The organism is Paraburkholderia sp. UCT2, assembly GCF_014397665.1.
GTDB lineage: Bacteria > Pseudomonadota > Gammaproteobacteria > Burkholderiales > Burkholderiaceae > Paraburkholderia > Paraburkholderia tuberum.
In genome coordinates this window covers 1-16630 of the sequence record NZ_VZQO01000062.1, presented here as the reverse complement: position 1 = coordinate 16630, position 16630 = coordinate 1, and the positions used below count along the sequence as shown (strand labels likewise).

The window sequence follows — 16630 nt, the reverse complement described above, 5'->3', positions numbered from 1 at the left end:
AATCGTTGATTTGTTGGCAGTCTAGGACCGGCCACCTGCCCGCTCAACAAAATCTGGAAATTGTGCATAGAATGCACATAGTTGATTTGATTGAGGTTTCAAGTGACCAAATACACGAATGTGCGAGGTCTGTCGCGCGGCTTGCAGGTGCTGCAGGCGCTCAACTCGATGGACAGCGGCCGCGCGACGAGCCAGCAGATCAGCGAGCTGACCGGCCTGCATCGCACCACCGCGCGGCGGCTGCTCGAAACGTTGATGGAGGAAGGCTTCGTGCGGCGCAGCGCGTCGGACGACAGCTTCCGGCTCACGCTGAAGGTGCGCGCGCTGAGCGAAGGCTTCACCGACGACGAACGCATCGCGACGATCGCGCCGCCGGTGATGGGGCGTCTGCTGCAACGCGTCGCGTGGCCGTCCGATCTGACCACGCCCGACGGCGACGCGATGATCGTCCGCGAGACCACGCACCGCTTCAGTCCGCTATCGTTTCATCGCGCGATGGTCGGCCGCCGTTTACCGATCCTGCTGACCGCGGCGGGTCGCGCGTACTTCGCGATGTGCCCTGACGAGGAGCGCGAGGACATTCTCGATCTGCTGCGCGCGGGCGCGGGCGGCGAGGAGCAGAAGGCGCTCGCGTCGAACGACGCGTTGGTCCGCAGTCTCGTGCGACGCGTGCGCGCGGATGGGTTCGGCTCGAATCACGGCGACTGGGCGGATCAGGGGAAGATCGGCGCGGTTGCCGTCGCGATCGTGTTCGAGGAACGCGTGCTCGCGAGCTTGAACGTAGTGTTTCTGTCGCGCGCGGTGTCGCTCGCGGAAGCGAAGCGGCGCTATGTGCCCGAGTTGCAGACGGCCGCGCGGGAGATGGTCGAGGAACTCGCGGCGCAGACCCGCGCGAGGAGCGGAGCGGGCAAGACGCGTGCGGGACGCGAGCGCAAGTCGTGAGGTGGCTTTCGCAGCGATTCGCACGGAGCCGTTGTCCCAGTCGATATCCTCGCCGATGATCCGCATCGACGACAGCAGCGCATTGTCCTGAACCAGGAGCGACCCCCGCGGTCAGCCCGCTTTCAAGGCTTCACGTCATCGACAAACTGATTGGTAAACGTGCGCGACAGATCGATATGCCGTCCCTTCACCGCCGGATTGAAGCTCGACAGTACCTTCAGCACCGTCTGCGGACCGTCGGCTGGCATCTTGCCGTCGACGGTGTACATCGGCAGCGAGGCCTGCAATGCGCTGATATACAGCGCCCTGTCGTTGCCGATGTCTCCTTTTGGCATCTGCGCGGCGATTTGTTCCGCGCTGTGGGTGCGCATATAGCGCAGCGTCTTGACGAATGCGCGCGCGAGTTTCGCGGCTTCGTCGGCATGCGCGTCGAGCCACGTGCTTTGCACGTAGAGGCTCGACGCCGGATACATGCCTCCGAGCGCGGCGCGCGTGCCATCGACATTGCGCATGTCGACGAGTACTTTGGCGTCGCCCGCTTTCAATAGTCGAGTGACGGTCGGCTCGGTCGTCATGCCCGCGTGAATGCGTCCTTGCCGCATCGCCGCGATGAAACTGCTGTCCGCGCCGACCGGCAGCAGCGTGTATTGCGTGGACGGCACGCCCGCGCGCTGTGCGAGGTACTGCGTGAGAAAACTCGTCGAGGAGCCGAGCCCCGTCACGCCGAGTGTTTTACCGCGCACGTCGGCCATGCTCCGGATCGAATCGGCCGATTTCGCCGCGACCAGTTGCACTTCGCCGGGCACCTGGCTGAACACGACGATCGTCTTCACTTCCTTGCCGCGTGTCTGCAGATCGATCGTGTGATCGTAGAAGCCGACCACGCCCTGCACCGCGCCCGCGAGCATTTCATTTTCGCCGTCTATTCCAGTCGGCTGCGACAGCAGTTCGACGTCGAGCCCTTCGGCCTTGAAATAGCCTAGCCGTTCGGCAAGACGCGCCGGCAGATAGATGAGCTTGTTGGTACCACCCACCATGATCGCGAGTTTCTCCGGCGCGGCGGCTTGCGCAGGCGTCGCGAGTCTCGCGAGCGCGCACAGCGCGAGCGACGCCGCGACGGTGGCATAGGCCGCGCGCGAGAAACGCGTCAAGGAAAGCTTCATTGGGGGTGTCTCCGTTATCTTGCGTCTGGGCGCCGCGCGGGTCGCCTGCCCGTGATTTTGAAGGTGCGAACCCTTCCCGATGCTTTTCCCGGCTGTGCATGTTGCGCGAACCTCGGGTTTATCCCGATCACTTCGGCGTTGCGCGCGGAAACGTCACGGCGATATGCACACCCTTGCCGCCCTCGCCCGCCTTCAGCGTGATCTCGCCGTGATGGGCGTCCGCGATTTCGCGCACGATCGCAAGACCGAGGCCCGTGCCCTCGGTATCCGTCGACGCACGAAAGAACGGCTCGAACACGCGGCTGCGCGATTCGGCCGGAATGCCGGGGCCGTTGTCGGTCACGCTGACCGTCACCGCATTGGCCGCGGTATCAGCGTTCACGGCGACCGTCACGTGACCACCGCTGCCCGTATAGCGAATCGCGTTCTCGGCGAGATTCGCGATCAGTGCCTGCAACAAGCCGCGATGTCCGAGCACCGGCGCCGCGCCGTGCAATTCCGCGCCCAGATCGATTTCACGTGCCTGCGCGAGCAGGCCGAGATCTTCGACGACCTCCATCGCGAGCGGCACCAGATCGACGCGTTCCATTGCGAGCTGCGAGTTGTCGGCGGCCTCGGCCTGCGCGAGCAAAAGCAGCTTGTTGGTGAGCCCAACCATCGAACGGTTGCTTCGATGCATCGCGGCAAGCGCTTCGTCGAGCGCGGGATTGAGGCCTTCCTGCTGCCGCGCGAACTGCAGTTGCGTGCCGAGCAGCGTGAGCGGCGTGCGCAACTGATGCGCGGCGTCGGCGATAAAGCGCCGCTGCGCCGCCACCTGCACGCCGAGCCGCGCGATGCACTGATTGATCGCATCGACGATGGGCCGCAGTTCCGTATGCAGACGCTCGACGCGAATCGGTTCGAGCTGCATCGGATCGCGGTCGGCCACCTCGTCTTTCACCTTCATCAACGGCCGCAACTCGAACGTGAGCCCGATGCAAACGAGCGCCACCGCCAGCGCGATCATTTCGAGCTGGCGCACGAGTTGCGGCCGCCACAGCTGTTGCGTCATCGCATCGCGCGAGCGCACGGTCTTGCCGACCGTCACGCGCACGGGACGCGTCGCGCCGTTGTCGTACATGAGCCGCACGATGTCGACAGCGCGCACCTGCTGGCCGTGCAACTGCGTGTAGTACGAATCCGGCACGTCGGGCGCCCGCAGCGGACGCGGCGGGAAATCAGGCGTACCCGCGAGCAGCCGCCCATCGTCGACACGCACGCTATAGAACACCTGGTCGCGATATGGCGATGCGAAGATCTCGAGCGCGGCGGGCGGCACATCGACACGCAGAAAGCCGTCGCTCCATTCGACCTCGCCCGCGATCATCCGCGCCGACGCGACCAGCTGATTGTCCTGCACCAGATTCGCGGTGTGCCGCGCGTTGTCGTACTCGGTCTTGCCGGTCACGAACACATAAAGCGCGAGCGGTACGAGCAGCCACCACAGCAGGCGTATGCGTAGGCTATTGGCCATCGTTACTGGTCGTCTTCCCGCTTGCGCAGCAGATAGCCGAGCCCGCGCAGCGTGACGATCGCGGCCGAGCTGCCATCGAGCTTCTTGCGCAGACGCGAAATGTAGATCTCGACCGCATCCTCGCTCGGCTCGTCGGCGAGCGTGAAGATCGCATCGACGAGCGCCGGCTTCGTCACCGTCTTGCCGAGGCGCAGGATCAGCGCTTCGAGCACCGAACGCTCGCGCGGCGTCACGTTCAGCGGCGCGCCCTTCAGCGTGAACTGGCGCGTGTCGATGTCGAACGACAGATCGCCGCACACCACCTCGCCCGCTTTCGACGGCGACTGCCGCCGAATCGCCACCTTGATGCGCGCGATCAGCTCGCGCACTTCGAACGGCTTCACCAGATAGTCGTCGGCGCCGGCGCCGAGCAGCTCCACCTTCTCGTCGATCGAGCCGCTCGCGGTGAGGATCAGCACCGGCGTCGCGTCGCCACGCTGACGCAGCCGGCGCAGCACGTTCTTGCCCGACAGCTTCGGCAGGTTCAGGTCGAGCAGGATCACGTCGTAGTGATTGGTGCGCAGCAGGCGGTCGGCTTCATCGCCGTCCTGCACGGCGTCGAGCGCGAAGGCCTCCTGCTCCAGCATTTTCGCGAGCCAGTGCGCAAGCGTGGGGTTGTCTTCGATCAGCAGCAGCTTCATGGCGGCAACGGCAAAAGTCAGGTCGTCGATTGTGCCTTAAAACAAGGGGGCTGCGCGCATACCGTGTGGTTTGCCGCATAGGTTCAAGCGCAGTGCCGATCCGCGCGCAATTTCGGCGCATTTTCGGCGCATTTTCGGGTTAACACCCATGGTTTGCGCCAAACCCCGAAAGCTGGCAGAAGGTTTCGCGTTTCTATAATCGCCCCCATTGACCCAGAAAAGCGCCGCGCACCACGCTCGCGGCGACCCACCTAAGGAGACTGCTTCATGCGTACCTTGCGCCAGATTGCCGCTGTATCAGGAGTTGCGTTCGCCCTTGCCGCCGCATCGGCCGCCGCTCACGCCGAGAAGATCACGATCATGGTCGGCGGCGCCACCAAGATCATCTATCTGCCGGCCAAGCTCACCGAGCAGCTCGGTTACTTCAAGGACGAAGGCCTCGACGTCGAGATCCTGTCGCAGCCTGCCGGTGTCGATGCGGAGAACGAACTGCTCGCGGGTGCGGTGCAAGGCGTGGTCGGCTTCTACGATCATACGATCGACCTGCAGAGCAAGGGCAAGGAAGTGCAGGCGCTCGTCGTCTTCGGCCAGGTGCCGGGCGAAGTAGAAATGGTCTCGACGAAGGCGGCCGATTCGCTGAAGAGCATGGCCGACGTCAAAGGCAAGACGCTCGGCGTGACCGGCCTCGGTTCGTCGACCAGCTTCCTCACGCAGTACCTCGCGCAGCGCGCGGGCGTGCCGTCGACGCAATACACGATGTTGCCGGTCGGCGCGGACAACAGCTTCATCGCCGCCGTCAAGCAAGGCCGCATCGACGCCGGCATGACCACCGAGCCGACCGTCTCGCAACTGCTGAAGACCGGCGACGCGAAGGTGCTGGTCGACATGCGCAACGTGGACGGCACGCGCGCCGCGCTCGGCGGCACCTACCCCGCTTCGAGCTTCTACGTGCAGCGCGCGTGGGCCGAAGCGCACAAGGACGAGGCCGCGAAGCTCTCGCATGCGTTCGTGAAGACGCTGAACTACATCGCGACGCATAGCGCCGAGGACATCGCCGCGCAGATGCCGAAAGACTACTACGGCAACAACAAGGACCTGTACGTGAACGCGCTGAAGGCGTCGCTGCCGATGTTCACGAAGGACGGCAAGATGCCCGCCGACGGCCCGGAAACGGTGCTGAAGGTGCTGTCCGCATTCAATCCGTCGGTGAAGGGCAAGCATATCGATCTCGCCAAGACCTACACCAACGACTACGTGTCGGCGCCGGTCAAGACTGCGTCGAAGTAACGCTTCTTTCATCTTCACAGAACTGCGAGGCACCCGCCGATGAATCAACCTATGTCACGCGAGACGCCAGCGATCGAAATGCGCAACGTGTCGTGCCGTTTCATTTCCCCGGACGGCAAGGCCACGATCGCGCTGCGCGACTTCAGCATGTCGGTGGCACGCGGCGAATTCGTCGCGGTGGTCGGCCCGACCGGCTGCGGCAAGTCCACCACGCTCAGCATGATCACCGGCTTGCTGAAGCCGACCACCGGCGAAGTGCGCGTGATGGGCGCGCCGGTGGACGGCATCGATCCGCGCATCGGTTTCGTGTTTCAGGCCGATGCGGTGTTTCCGTGGCGCTCGGTGCTCGACAACGTCGCGGCGGGTCCGCTGTATCGCGGCCGCTCGAAATCGGCCGCTTACGACGAAGCGAACGAATGGCTGCGCCGCGTGGGCCTCGACAAGTTCGGCAAGCACTATCCGCATCAACTGTCCGGCGGCATGCGCAAGCGCGTGGCGCTTGCGCAGACCTTCATCAACAAGCCGGAAATCCTGCTGATGGACGAGCCGTTCTCGGCGCTCGACATGCAGACGCGCACATTGATGCAGGACGAGTTGCTGCAATTGTGGGGCGGCGCCGGCTCGGTCGTGTTCGTCACGCACGACCTCGAAGAAGCGATCGCGCTCGCCGACCGCGTGTTCGTGCTAACTGCCCGCCCCGCCACGCTGAAGAAAGTCTACGAAATCGATCTGCCGCGACCGCGCGTCACGTCGGAGGTCCGCTACGACTCACGCTTCATCGAAATTTCGCGCGATATCTGGCATGACCTGCGCGAAGAAGTGCAGATCGGTTAATCAAGGAACGGCAAACATGTCTACACCCTCTCAACAGATGATGCCCTCGGGCATCGACGCCGCGTCGCTCGCTCACGTCGAGCGTATTGCACAGAAGAAGATCCGCCAGCGCCAGGTTCTGGTGATTTCGCTGCGCATTCTGCTGCTCGTGGTCGTGCTCGGCGGCTGGGAACTGTCCGCGCGCCTGAAGTGGATCGACCCTTTCTTCTTCTCGATGCCGACCGAGATCTTCGCGCAGATCGTCGACTGGTTCGTGAACGGTACCTCGCAAGGGCCGCTGCTCACGCAGGTGTGGGTCACGCTCGAGGAAACGGGGCTCGGCTTCATCATCGGTTCGATCGGGGGCATCTTCTGCGGCATCGTGCTCGGCCGCAACAAGCTGCTCTCCGACGTGTTCAGTCTCTACATCAAGATCGCCAACTCGATCCCGCGCGTCGTGCTCGGCTCGGTGTTCGTGATCGCGCTCGGGCTCGGCATGGCATCGAAAGTCGCGCTCGCGGTCGTGATGGTGTTTTTCGTCGTGTTCGCCAACGCGTTCCAGGGCGTGCGCGAAGCGGATCGCTACATGATCGCGAATGCGCAGATTCTCGGCGCGTCGCGCCGTCAGGTGACGACCTCGGTCGTGATTCCGTCGGCGCTCAGCTGGATTCTCGCGAGCCTGCACGTGAGCTTCGGCTTTGCGCTGGTCGGCGCGGTGGTCGGCGAGTTTCTCGGCTCGAAGCAGGGCATCGGCTTGCTGATCTCCACCGCCCAGGGCGCGTTCAATGCCGCCGGCGTGTTCGCGGCGATGATCGTGCTGGCGGTGGTCGCGCTTGCCGCCGACTACCTGCTGACCGCGGTGGAGAGGCGATTGTTGAAGTGGCGGCCGAGTTCGGTTTAAACCACGGCAGCGCAGAGTCCACAAACAGTAGTTCGCTTCACCGGTGCCGCTCAGTCTTCTGGACTGAGCGGCATTTTTATTTGCTAACGCACATCCTGTCTTCCGCCAGCAAACTGTTTTTCGCAATACGTTGGCCACCTCGCAACACTTTTCTCTTTCAATCCCCCACCAGAAGCCAACATCCGGCTGCCAGCCCGTTCCATGCGCTATGGCACGCTCGATGCATACCCACCGCGCAAGTCAGGCGATTGCCAACATCGATCGCGGATCGAAGCGAGGTGAGTCATGTCGAGTGCACAGAGTCAACGCCGGTCAACCAACGGGTACGGCGGCCCGTTCATGCGCGCCAACACCGCGAATCGCCGCGATCGACATCATTCGAGCGGATTCGTGCTGTTCGGCTTGCACACCGCCGGTGTGATCGGCCGCGGACCGAAACGCCTCTGGCCGTATGTCTTGCCCTGGTTGTTCATCCTACTGACGATCGGTTCCATCTGCCTCGTCGTGCGCGGCGTGCTCACGCGTCAATTGCTGGTACCGCCGGTGGAGACACCGCAAACGCTGACCGAGCGCGGCTATACGGCGAACTTCCTCGCCGAGCGGATCATGTCGGCGATGAAGGAAATCGGCCAGGATGCCGAATCGATTCCGCACGACACGATGACCAGCAACGACGCGCAACAGGACATCCAGATTCCGGGTCAGGAAATGTCGTATGCGTCGACGGTGCGCTTCATCAAAGGCGTGCTCCAACGCGACGATGTCGCCGTGCACATCGGCATCACGAAGACGAATAGCAGCGCGGATTCATACGTCGCGCACGTGCAGATAGAACACGGACCGTTCAACGGCCGCGAAAGCACGGTGCCGTTCGAAGGGCGCGACCTCGAAAAGCTCGTGCACGACATCGCAGTCACGGCGATGCGCCTCGCCGAACCTAACATCCTCGCCAGTCATCTGTTCACGCAGGTGCAAAAGACCAAGTGCTCGCTCGCGCAATGCGACTATCGCGAGATCGTCGGGATCTATGACGAAGTCCTCGCGTTGCCCTCATCCGAGCAAGCCCAATGGGCAGTCGCGGGCAAGGCGTGGTTGCTCGACAGTCAGCAGCGCTCGACAGAAGCCGAGCAGCAGATCCGTGAAGCATTGACCCAATACAAGCACTCGGCGGTGCTGCGCGCGGGTCTCGGCATTGCGCTCGAACAGCAGAACCGCATCGACGATGCGCTAAAGGAACTGCGGGCCGGCGCGAAGGAAAAGTCGCGTACCGCTGAAAACCTGCGACTGCTCGGCGACGTGCTGTTGCATTCGAAGAAGCACGATCGCGAAGCACTCGAAGCATTCAGGCAGGCCGCCAGGATGAACCCCGACTCCGTCGACACGCTGCACGACTGGGCCGAGGCGCTCGTCAAAACCGGCCACGACGACGAAGCGATCGACAAGCTGTCGCACGCCGTCGCGTTGCGTCCCGATCTCGCGCCGTCCTATGTGGAATGGGGCCACGCGCTGGAACACAAAGGCGCGCTGCGCGAGGCCGCGCGCAAGTACGCACAGGCATTGCAGCTCGACGCCGGCACGTTGTCGGCGCGCGAACGCGAGCTGGCGCTCTCGACGGACGCATCGCCCGACGAAGCCGACGCCCGGACATCGAGGCCTGACCTGCGCGTCAAGCCCGTTTCGAATCCCATGACGTCGTACCCGCTTCGGGCATCGCTCGATACGGTACGCGACGCCGTAGGACGGGCGATGCGAGCGGCCTGAGCCGCGCGCATTCGCCATTTGAGTTGGCAACACAGCCGAACAGGAGACAGTTTGATGGACAGCTTCGAAGATGCATTCAAAGCCTTGATCGGAAACGAAGGCGGGTACAGCTTCAATCCGGCCGATCCAGGCGGCGAAACGATGTGGGGTGTGACAGCGCGCGTCGCGCGCAGTGAGGGCTATAACGGCGCGATGAAAGACCTGCCGCTCGATACCGCCCATCAGATCGCCAAGCGCAGGTACTGGGACCCGTTGCATCTCGACGAACTCGATCCGCGCGTGGCTTTCCAGATTTTCGATGCGAACTACAACGGCGGCCTCGTCGTGCTGTGGATGCAGAAAGCGTCCGGCGCCAAGGAAGACGGCAAGTTCGGCCCCGACACGCTCGATGCGGTCAGGAACGCCGATCCGATGAAGTTCGTGATGCGCTTCGCCGCGTATCGTCTGCGGTACCTGCGGAACCTGCATTCGTGGCCGAATTTCAGCCGCGGCTGGACCGAACGCATGGCAGCCAATCTTCTCCTGGGAGCAGCATGATGGACTGGTCTAAAGTTGCGAAGAATATCAACAGCACCGCCCCGCTTCTCGCCGGGCTCGTAGGGGGGCCGGTCGGCCTCGGCGTGACCGCTGCCGCCGCGATCATCTCGCACGCGCTCGGCACGCCGAGCGACCCGGCCTTCGTGGAACCCGCGTTGAACGACCCCGGCGCACTCGAAAAACTTCGCCAGGCCGAAAGCGCGAATTCGCTGCAATTGCAGCAGTTGATGGTGACGGCCGCGCAGTCGAGCCTCGCGCACGACGCCGACATGGCCCGCATCGCCACGAGCGACACCGCGAATGCACGCGCGATGGGTGTCGCCAATCGCGACTGGGTCCCGAAGGTGCTCGCCATGGCCGTCACCACCGGCTTCTTCGGCATTTTGCTGCTGATGGCGTTCCAGCCTTTGCCGGGCAGCAACAAGGATCTCGTCAACGTGATCGTCGGCGCGTTGGGAACCGCGTGGATCAGCATCATCGGCTATTACTTCGGCACGTCGGTCGGCTCGATGCGCAAGACCGAGCTGCTCGCGAAGCCGAGCGTGCCGATCACGGCCGATAGCGCGTTGACGTTGCGCGAACCGGCGTCGCAGTCGGGAGCGCACGCACCGGCGGCGGCCGCGCCGTCCGGCGACCACTTCCCATCGTTCGCGCCGGGCGGACAAGGTCCGATCTTCTCGGGCGGCAGTTGAGTCGATGCTACGTTAAGCGAATCATGCGCGCGACGAAGTACATTGACCGTCGCGCGCATGTCCGCATCAAGCAGGGCTCTTTCGCCAGCGCGCGTTTTGCGCTAAGTTGGCAACGCGAAGTCCATCCCGTCCCGAGTGGAGCGATAAAAGATGAGTGACGTCGAGCAGAACGCGCAGAACGATCCGATCGAACACGTCGTGCTAGTGTTGATGGAGAATCACTCGTTCGACCAGATGCTCGGCTGCCTCGACGCCGTGCACGACAAACTGGACGGCGTGCGCAACGCGGCCGGCAAATCGAACGCCGACGGTCAAGGCCACACCTTCTATCCGCGTGAAACGCGCGAGCGGCAGGTGAAGCACGATCCGAATCACGAGCACAAGGCCGTGATGGAACAGATCGCCGCCGACAACAGCGGTTTCGTGCGTACGTTCGTGAACGACTACCCGAAGAGCAGCCTCGCCGCGCGGCAAGACGTGATGGGCTATTACCCGCTCGGCTTTCTGCCCGCGCTGCACACGCTCGGTTCGCAATTCACCGTGTGCGACCGGTGGTTCTCGTCATTGCCGGGACCGACGTGGCCCAACCGTTTTTTCGCGCTGACGGGTACGTCGAAAGGCGAGATCGGAATGCCTTCGGGACTCGACGGGCTCAATCCGCACTGGTACACCGAGCAGGATCAGGACACGATTTTCGATCGGCTGAACGCCGCGCGCAAAACATGGAGCGTCTATTTCTACGACTTCCCCGCCTCGTTGCTGCTGAAGAACCAGCGACGCGCGGAAAACCTCGCGAATTACCGCTCTTTCGATAAATTCTTCGAGGACGCAGCGGGACCCGCCAGTCAGTTTCCGCAATTCGTACTGATCGAGCCGAAGTACTTCGGCGAAGCGCAGAACGACGATCATCCGCCGCACAACATCATGAAGGCAGAGAAGCTGATCGCGGATACCTACAATGCGCTGCGCTCGAATCAGGCGCTGTGGGAGCGCACGTTACTGGTGGTCCTCTACGATGAGCACGGCGGTTTCTACGACCACGTATCGCCGCCGGCCGACGCGCTCGCGCCCGACGACCACACCGCGAGCTTCGATTTCAAACGACTCGGCGTGCGTGTTCCCGCCATCCTGGTGTCACCGTGGTGCGAAGCCGGCGTGTGCAACGAACGATTCGATCATTGCAGCCTGCTGAAGTACCTGTGCGACAAGTGGCAAATGCCACCGCTCGGCAAGCGCACCGAGGCGTCCGCGAACCTCGATGTGGCAATTCGCCGTGGCGGCGGCGCGCGCACCAATACGCCGCCGTTTATTCGCGTGCCCAATCAATCGCTGATTGCGCAGCACGTCGAACTGGAGCGCAAATCGTCGAATGGCAATCAGCATGGCCTGCATCATTTCGCCGACTATCTCCACGCGGAACTGGACCGGCTCGCCGCCGAGGCGGTCGAGGCGGCCGCGCAACTGGCGCGCACCGGCAACGCATGGGTGCGCTTCAAGAGCGCGTTGGGCTCGCTGATGATGAGTCTCGGCCAGTGGCTCAGCAAGGACTTCTACGACGCACGCGACCAACGCGATGCACGCACGAGCCAGGCGTTCACGCGCTTGCGGCAATCGGTCCGTGGGGCGACGCCGGGCATCGCGCGAGACGATGCGGAAGAAACGGCCTCGTCCGTCAATCCGGTCTCGGAGAAATAGCACGCCGCAAAGCGGTGGTAGTGCGGAACGTTGCCGGATCCCAGAGTTCGTGAAATCGGGAACTTGGATTTCTTTGACTATTTCAATAGTCTTGACGCAGTGGCCGGTTGGCAGTGACGGTATCAGTGAAGCCGACGGTGAATCGTGCCACAGAAACCGGGAATTTCGGTTCGGGACCGCCGCAGCGCAGCGCCGCCGGCTATTTTCCCGGCGACAAGCGCCATCGCGCGGACAACGGCCAGTCTCAGTCACTCGCTACTGATACGAATTTGCCATTCAAATGGCCGCTTTGCACCAAATAGCAGACTCAATCTTTTCAAGCCCACGACAACACGAGTCCGGACTCGATCGCTGGCGTCCCAAGTGTGACGCTGTCAATTTCGCGCGAAAAAAATGTCACTACCGACGCCCATTTTCTCCTTTGAGAGCTCCTTTGTCTCGACGGGAAAGCAACTGGTTGCGCAAAAAATACATTTACTTTCAGACACTTCAAGCAAAGCCATCAAACATATGAGGTGAAATCTGCTCCCATAGCCGTCGTTCTGGAAGAGGAACCACGCTTTTCTGTTTGTTGAGGAAGAAGGAGAGAGCAAAAAACGCAGCGCCCCAGCGGGCGTGGCTCTTGCGTAAATGACCGCAGTAGGCAGAACGAATCTAGCGATGTAGTATCAACCCGAATTCCATGAACTTTATGTGAGTTTGCGCACGGACGAGTAAAGGCAATTGTCCGAGCTTATGGCAAATCTGCTCTCGTGTGTGCGCCTGCAAAAATAGGAGACGTCATGCCTTCGACTGTAAAGGAAACGTCAGGGTCCGGCGAGGAATGGTGGAAGGCGACCGAGAACGACATGGTCATTCGTGGTCGACGGACGGTCGACGACTTCGTCGCTGTTACTTGGACTGGAAGAGCAGAGCCGCCTCGAATTGAGACTTTTTTGTTCGACGAGGCTGTCGGACGAGGACAAGTTCGTGCAGTGGCTTGGACGGAAGACAGTCTGATAGAAACCGATTCGTTTTCGCACGCCGGCGGCGTTAGTGGTCAGCTAGCCGGCGTCGTGCGCTATGAGGATTTGACGTTTATCAAACTACAGGCGGGCGATTATGCCGAGAGGGCGACGGGGCTCGTGGCGTGGTCAAAGCTAGTCGACGACAACGTCGACCGCGAAGGGCATGCGGATCCGCGCTCTGAATGGGATTATCCCGACCGCTATGCAGACGTCGGAGTGCTTCTCCCGCGCGGAGAACTGAAAACGCTCGAACCGCACATCGCCGACTTCATCGGTTCAACGTACATATACAACGAGAAAGCGGAACCGGGGATCGAATCGATCCGACGCGTGCTGCGGTCGCTTGTTGACGCGCTCAATAGCTAAGATTTACGGAGTAAGCGCCCGCTTCCTTTGGAGACGAGCATGAATATAAGAAAATTGCTAGGAGCAAAGCGCGCCGGGACCCGTTGCGGGAATCTTTGGTTCGACGTGTACTTTTATCAGCAAGGAGCGCCTATTACGTCAGCGTCCCGGACGGATAAAGACGTAACTCAAGTATCGGCCGTTATGCAAAAGCTACCAATTCATGACTATCAGTTTGTCATTAAATACAAGATCCGGCCGGCCGTGCTCGCGCAGTTGAACGGCAGCGGGGGAGCCGTCTATTTCAAACACTCTGGGCAAACATATACTAACGAGTGGGACGCAACGCTTGAGCTATTTGCCACCGATGTAAAGACGTGGAAAGAAGACGCTGCTTCTTTTGAAGTCAATCAGGTTCCCCCAATGCAAATCGATGTCGTTTCGGGCTCCGTGCAGGTTCACGGTCTTCAATCGGGTGGCGGTTGGGGGACACCTGCTCCGATGCCAGTCAAACAGCAACTAGTGTCCATAACGGTTGTCTAGCTATGGCACTTGTTGAGGCGCTGTCCAAGACTCTTCTGGAATGGGAGTGGGCGGCTCCGACGCTGGCGATCCTCCTTGAAGTGGCGGCCTTTCCGAATGACCGTCAGATCCGAAATGGAGTTGACGAGTTAGTTCGCGACGAGAAAATTAAAGAACCCATAGAGAATTTTACCCGAGGTGTGCTGGCAATATACGGACTAGCACCAACGTTGGTCGCCGTCCTTGCCACGATGACGTCGCTTTATCGGGACTCGACAGTCCTGATGGGAACCTTACTGGCTCTCATCTTTGCGATCGTCGTGTTAATTGCCGTATTTGGCGGCCGTCGGTTTCACGAACTGACCGATGGTCCAGTTATTTCGATACGCGGAATCAACCACGAATTGACGAGCTGGCCGTGGGTCAGAATAATTAGTTGGGTAATCCGATTTGTGAACCTATGCCTAATAGTTCTGATTTTCTGGCACGGCGCTTGTTCTTCGCAGCATTAAGTGAAAAGTGCTTTGTCAGTCCACGTGTTTTCGCACTACGTTGAGCATTTATATCGAGTGCTATTTAGGCGCGTACGTCGAATGGCGGCTACGCTTTCGAAAGCGACGGTCGTGTCACCGCTGACCGAGTGTCCGGGATGGGTCGTGTACGGCAGTTCGTTTGCCCGGATTCTGCCACCTCCTTCCATTCGATAACCGCTGTGGTAGAAGGAGACTTCGCGAGAAGTCGATAGACGCCCGTCCGCTCATCCTCTGATCCTGTGCGAGGATCGACCCGTCTGATGTCCGGCGGCAGGAGCGGCGGCATAAGCCGCGCCATTGCCGCCGCGCAAGCCGGTAACATGCGAATAGCGCAGAATAGGATCGTGAGCATCTTCAAACGCGCGTGAGAGGAAGTGGCGCCCGATTTCGGTCGTTATGGCCTACGCGTTAGCGACAACCTTGTTGCAGAGAGCCCAATGAAGAAAGGAAAGACGAAACTTACCCGCCATGATGCTGAGCGCCTTTTCGAGGGTCTGCCTAATGGGAACGTGAAAGTATCGAGCCGGCCAGAGAACCCATTCGATGCAGGGGTGTTCGACGAGGTCGAGCGCGTCGACGACGAAGCCAAACTCTGGAAAGACAACCTCATTACTCTTCCGATGGCGATCGAGTTGCCTGCTGCCTACGAGTCGGTATCTCGCATGCGCGAGTCGATGGCGAGGGCATGGCGCGCGAAGTGGGTAAGGGAAGGTAAAAACGAGGTTGTCACTGAGTTTCCTGAAGGTTGGACAGCCGTTCGCCCGGAAAGCGGACCCATAGAGTTGCGAGATCCGTCCGGCGTGGTCCGCGCCTTATACGGGTGGGCCGAGGATGCTGAGCTCAGGATTCTGCCGCGGTATCTGGTTGAGTCACAGACGGACAGTTCAAGCGGACTGAGCAGCTTGCTCGTCCGTGATCGCGTGAACGGTCAAGTACTTGAGAGGTCGTCGATCTGGTCGGCTCAAACTGGTACCAACCATCCCGATTGGGCCAGGTTGTCAGAGTGGCTCAACTTACACTATCCACAACATCGCGACCCGCTTCGGTACTGGGAAGATTGCGAGGAAAATCTCCGACACTGAGCTATTTTTTGGGGGCTCTGTTCCCGCGTCTGCTGCACCCAGCGTGACGGGGGCGAAAGGAGGGCTCACGGCTTGATTGAGCTTCCGAGCTCGGCCACATTGTCGTGGCTCGGCGTTGGCTTCGCGCGTATGCCATCGGCACCATGCCGAACTGGACACTAACGAAATCCGGCAATTGATTGTCAAGCTGATCCGAAAGGGCGCGATCCTGGATCGTTAACCACAGATGCGCACGCGGTTCGGCTTACACCCGCTGCCTCATCCAGCACGCAATGCTCATGCGGTCGCGCGTGGCGGGCAGCACCTCGTGTTCAAACTCCGCCGAGAGAAACAAGAGCAGCGTTCCGGCGCGCGGAAAGACGTCGTGATAAGACTGATCGGCAAGGTATAGCCGCAGTGCGCCGCCCTCGGCGTCCTGCCACGCTTCGTTGAGGTAGAACACAGCGGAAATCACGCGGCTGTCGCTGTTACGCAGGCAGTCGAGGTGGCGTGCGTATCCGGCACCTGGCGGATATACCGCGTAGTGTGATTCGCTATCGAGCAGACCGAGAAACAGGTCGCGGTTGAGCGCGTTCCGTAGCACGTCGATGCGATCGGCGAACGCCTGCTGGCGCTTGCTCAGCGCGTCGGGTTGGAACCAGTGCGTGCTATCGCCGCGCAAACGTGTGGCAGCGCGATTGGCCCCCACACGGGCTGGTGTCAGCAGCTGCGCGTCGTGCATGGCCATGCATTCGGTCGATAAGGCCTGCGTCTGGCTCTGTGACAAAAAGTTCGACACGACACACCAGCCGTCGACGGCGAGCGCGCGTGTCGCGATGTCGAATTCGCTGGCTCGGGAATTCGACGCGACATCGATTGCCTCGTCCGGCACGGCGTCGCCGATCAGGCAATCAACCAGCAATTCGATTTCCGCTTCAATCAGGGGGTGTTCCAGAAATGCATCCGTTTTATTTGTTCTTCCGCTGGCGGCTCGATCGAGTACTCGCTCGGGTCTGCTACCAACTGGTCAAAACCATCAAGCGTTGTCGGGTGGGCGGCGACAATGACTACGTCCGGTGTACCGACATTCATCTTGGCCGGTAGTGAGGAGTCGGAGGCGGCGTAGCCGCCGGAGACGACGAACTGCCGGCGGCGCCGGGTCGGCGAGGTCTAGGATG

16 protein-coding genes are annotated in these 16630 nt (G+C 61.3%); 12 read left to right on the top strand and 4 right to left on the bottom strand.

The window, feature by feature from the left end; genetic code table 11:
• Positions 1–102: 102 nt before the first annotated feature.
• On the top strand, positions 103–942 hold the full coding sequence (locus F6X39_RS32755) for a DNA-binding transcriptional regulator (protein WP_187619661.1): 840 nt from the start codon (positions 103–105) through the stop codon (positions 940–942).
• Between the two features lie 122 nt (positions 943–1064).
• On the opposite strand, the gene F6X39_RS32750 is transcribed toward F6X39_RS32755, so the two are convergent.
• The 3 genes from F6X39_RS32750 to F6X39_RS32740 form a co-directional block, all read right to left on the bottom strand.
• Positions 1065–2105, bottom strand: a complete 1041-nt coding sequence (locus F6X39_RS32750; protein WP_187619660.1) for an ABC transporter substrate-binding protein — start codon at positions 2103–2105, stop codon at positions 1065–1067.
• A gap of 127 nt (positions 2106–2232) precedes the next feature.
• Entirely contained in the window at positions 2233–3618 is a 1386-nt protein-coding gene (locus F6X39_RS32745; protein ID WP_187619659.1) for a sensor histidine kinase, read from the bottom strand.
• 2 nt (positions 3619–3620) lie between these two features.
• Positions 3621–4298, bottom strand: a complete 678-nt coding sequence (locus F6X39_RS32740) for a response regulator (protein WP_018423692.1) — start codon at positions 4296–4298, stop codon at positions 3621–3623.
• Between the two features lie 267 nt (positions 4299–4565).
• Here F6X39_RS32740 and F6X39_RS32735 point away from each other — a divergent pair, with 267 nt between their 5' ends.
• The 11 genes from F6X39_RS32735 to F6X39_RS32685 all read left to right on the top strand — a co-directional run bounded on the left by F6X39_RS32735 (position 4566) and on the right by F6X39_RS32685 (position 15473).
• On the top strand, positions 4566–5585 hold the full coding sequence (locus F6X39_RS32735; RefSeq protein WP_187619658.1) for an ABC transporter substrate-binding protein: 1020 nt from the start codon (positions 4566–4568) through the stop codon (positions 5583–5585).
• A gap of 39 nt (positions 5586–5624) precedes the next feature.
• A complete protein-coding gene (locus F6X39_RS32730; protein ID WP_090807505.1) occupies positions 5625–6419 on the top strand; it encodes an ABC transporter ATP-binding protein in 795 nt (264 codons plus the stop codon).
• A 16-nt stretch (positions 6420–6435) separates the two neighbouring features.
• Positions 6436–7299 carry an ABC transporter permease gene (locus F6X39_RS32725; protein WP_187619657.1) on the top strand — a complete coding sequence of 288 codons (864 nt, stop codon included), beginning with the start codon at positions 6436–6438 and terminating at the stop codon, positions 7297–7299.
• Between the two features lie 285 nt (positions 7300–7584).
• Positions 7585–9060 carry a tetratricopeptide repeat protein gene (locus F6X39_RS32720; protein WP_187619656.1) on the top strand — a complete coding sequence of 492 codons (1476 nt, stop codon included), beginning with the start codon at positions 7585–7587 and terminating at the stop codon, positions 9058–9060.
• 54 nt (positions 9061–9114) lie between these two features.
• On the top strand, positions 9115–9597 hold the full coding sequence (locus tag F6X39_RS32715; RefSeq protein ID WP_187619655.1) for a glycoside hydrolase family 108 protein: 483 nt from the start codon (positions 9115–9117) through the stop codon (positions 9595–9597).
• On the top strand, positions 9597–10289 hold the full coding sequence (locus F6X39_RS32710; protein ID WP_184024632.1) for a hypothetical protein: 693 nt from the start codon (positions 9597–9599) through the stop codon (positions 10287–10289). Before F6X39_RS32715 ends, F6X39_RS32710 begins: the two co-directional genes overlap by 1 nt.
• 150 nt (positions 10290–10439) lie before the next feature.
• A complete protein-coding gene (locus F6X39_RS32705; protein ID WP_187619654.1) occupies positions 10440–11984 on the top strand; it encodes an alkaline phosphatase family protein in 1545 nt (514 codons plus the stop codon).
• 782 nt (positions 11985–12766) lie between these two features.
• Positions 12767–13357 (top strand): hypothetical protein, encoded by a 591-nt coding sequence (locus F6X39_RS32700; RefSeq protein ID WP_187619653.1) that lies wholly within the window; start codon positions 12767–12769, stop codon positions 13355–13357.
• A 39-nt stretch (positions 13358–13396) separates the two neighbouring features.
• Positions 13397–13879: a hypothetical protein gene (locus tag F6X39_RS32695; RefSeq protein WP_187619652.1), complete on the top strand. Its 483-nt coding sequence runs from the start codon at positions 13397–13399 to the stop codon at positions 13877–13879.
• 2 nt (positions 13880–13881) lie between these two features.
• Positions 13882–14370 carry a hypothetical protein gene (locus F6X39_RS32690; protein ID WP_187619651.1) on the top strand — a complete coding sequence of 163 codons (489 nt, stop codon included), beginning with the start codon at positions 13882–13884 and terminating at the stop codon, positions 14368–14370.
• 458 nt (positions 14371–14828) lie between these two features.
• On the top strand, positions 14829–15473 hold the full coding sequence (locus F6X39_RS32685; protein ID WP_187619650.1) for a hypothetical protein: 645 nt from the start codon (positions 14829–14831) through the stop codon (positions 15471–15473).
• A 244-nt stretch (positions 15474–15717) separates the two neighbouring features.
• On the opposite strand, the gene F6X39_RS32680 is transcribed toward F6X39_RS32685, so the two are convergent.
• Positions 15718–16200, bottom strand: a complete 483-nt coding sequence (locus F6X39_RS32680) for a 2OG-Fe(II) oxygenase (RefSeq protein ID WP_187619649.1) — start codon at positions 16198–16200, stop codon at positions 15718–15720.
• Positions 16201–16630: the final 430 nt, after the last annotated feature.